The organism is Streptomyces sp. SID5785 (genome assembly GCF_009870065.1).
In the GTDB taxonomy this organism is placed as follows: domain Bacteria; phylum Actinomycetota; class Actinomycetes; order Streptomycetales; family Streptomycetaceae; genus Streptomyces.
The window spans coordinates 1-2,176 of the sequence record NZ_WWIA01000793.1; the positions used below are offsets into that span (position 1 = coordinate 1).

Sequence of the window (2,176 nt, forward strand, 5' to 3'; positions counted from 1 at the left end):
GGCGCGGGGAACTGCGCGACCAGCCACGACGAGACCCGCAGCCCGCGACGGAAGGGTCACCCCGCAGACGGGGACGGGTCCGGTAGCGCCGGAGGCTGCTTCGCCGGGTTCTCCGACAACGCCGCGAGCGCGATCCGCACGGCCTCGTCCAGCTGCGGATCGAGCCCGGCCCCGGCGTCCCGCGGGGTGACGACCACCTCGACGTCCGGATCGACCCCGTGGTTCTCCACCCCCCACTCGTAACCCTCCAGCCAGATCGGATACTTCGGCTGCGTCACGAGCGTCCCGTCCACCAGCCGGTACCGGCTGTCGATCCCGATGACGCCGCCCCACGTACGGACCCCGACGACCGGCCCGATCCCGAGCGCCTTGATCGCCGCGTTGACGATGTCGCCGTCCGAGCCGGAGAACTCGTTGGCGACGGCGACGACGGGCCCGCGCGGCGCGTCCATCGGGTACGAGAAGGGCCGGATGCCGCGCGGCACGTCCCAGCCCACGATGCGCCGCGCGAGCTTCTCGACGACGAGCTGCGACGTGTGCCCGCCCCGGTTCTCCCTGATGTCGACGACCAGTCCCTCGCGGGCCACCTCGACGCTCAGGTCACGGTGGATCTGCGCCCAGCCGGGCGCCTGCATGTCGGGCACGTGGAGATAGCCGAGCCGGCCGCCGGAGCGCTCGTGGACGTACGCCCGCCGGTCCGCGACCCACGCGTGGTAGCGCAGCGGCTCCTCGTCGGCGAGCGGGACGACGACCACGTGCCGGGTCCCGCCGCCGCCCGCGGGCGACACGGTGAGCTCGACGGGCCGGTCCGCGGTGCCTACGAGCAGCGGCCCCGGCCCGGTGACCGGGTCGACGGGGCGGCCGCCGACGGCGACGATCGCGTCCCCGGCGCGGACGGCGACGCCGGGCGCGGCCAGCGGGGAGCGGGCGCGCGGGTCGGAGGTCTCGGAGGGCAGGACCCGGTCCACCCGCCACAGCGGCGCCCCCTGCGGTCCGTCCTCGTGCCGGGACAGGTCGGCGCCGAGCAGCCCCTGCCGGCGGGCCGCGGAGCCCGCGCCGCCGCTCGGGGTGACGTAGGCGTGGGAGGTACCGAGCTCGCCCTGCACCTCCCAGAGCAGGTCGACGAGGTCGTCGTGGGTCGCGACGCGGTCCAGGAGCGGGCGGTAGCGGTCCAGGACGCCGGGCCAGTCGACGCCGTTCATGTCGGCGCGCCAGAAGTTGTCCCGCATCAGGCGGCCGGTCTCCTCGTACATCTGCCGCCACTCGGCCGCCGGGTCGACGGTCTGGGAGACGCGGGCGAGGTCGACCGTGATGTTCGTGTCGCTGTCCTCGTCGTGCGCGGGACGGCGGTCGCTGGGCACGACCTTGAGCGCGTCGCCGGTCCACAGCAGGACCCGCTTGCCGTCGCCCGAGACCTCGAAGTGGTCGGCGTCCGCGCCGAGTTGTTCCAGGCGCTGCTGGGCGAGGTCGTAGCGCTCGAGGCGGGAGCCGGGCTCGGGGTCGCCGCGCTCGGCGCGCGAGTCGCCGAGGACGCCGGTCAGCGGGTGACGCAGCCACAGCACGCCGTCCTTGGCAGTGCGCAGCCCCGAGTAGCGGCCGGCCTCGACGGGGAAGGGGACGATCCGGTCGACGAGGCCCTCCAGGTCGACGCGGGTGGCGGGGGCACCCTCACTGTCGGGTGTCTCGTCCTTGTCGACGGCCTCGAAGGCGCGCCCGTGCCGCTGCGGCCCGAACGGCGACGGGGTGGTCGCCGCGAGCGTGATCAGGTACGGCCGGACGCCGCTGACGAAGGCGAGGTCGAAGGCGTGCTCGTCGTAGACCGGGTCGAAGGAGCGGGCCGACAGGAACGCCAGGTGCTTTCCGTCGAGCGTGAAGGCGGGCGCGTCGTCGCGGAAGCGCAACGGGGTCGCCTCGGTGACGGCGAGGTCAGTGGTGTTGGCCAGTTTCAGCTGCCGCAGGTCGTGCGGGCCCGGGTGGGACCAGGCGAGCCACGCCGAGTCGGGCGAGAAGGCGAGCCCCGTGCCGTGCCCGTCCTCGCTGCGGTCCACCTCGCGTACGTCGCCGCTGTCCCGCTCGACGAGCAGGATCCGCCCGTCGTGCGCGGCCACGGCGACCCGGCCGCCGTCCGGCGCGACGGCCAGGGACAGGACGCGGCCGAGCCGCCCCGCGCCCAGCC

The 2,176-nt window shown here is 75.0% G+C and carries 1 protein-coding gene; it reads right to left on the reverse strand.

What is annotated here, in order from left to right:
- Nucleotides 1-56: 56 nt before the first annotated feature.
- Nucleotides 57-2,176 (reverse strand): S41 family peptidase (locus GTW43_RS26030; protein WP_161304424.1); only part of this gene is annotated, 2,120 nt, incomplete at its 5' end.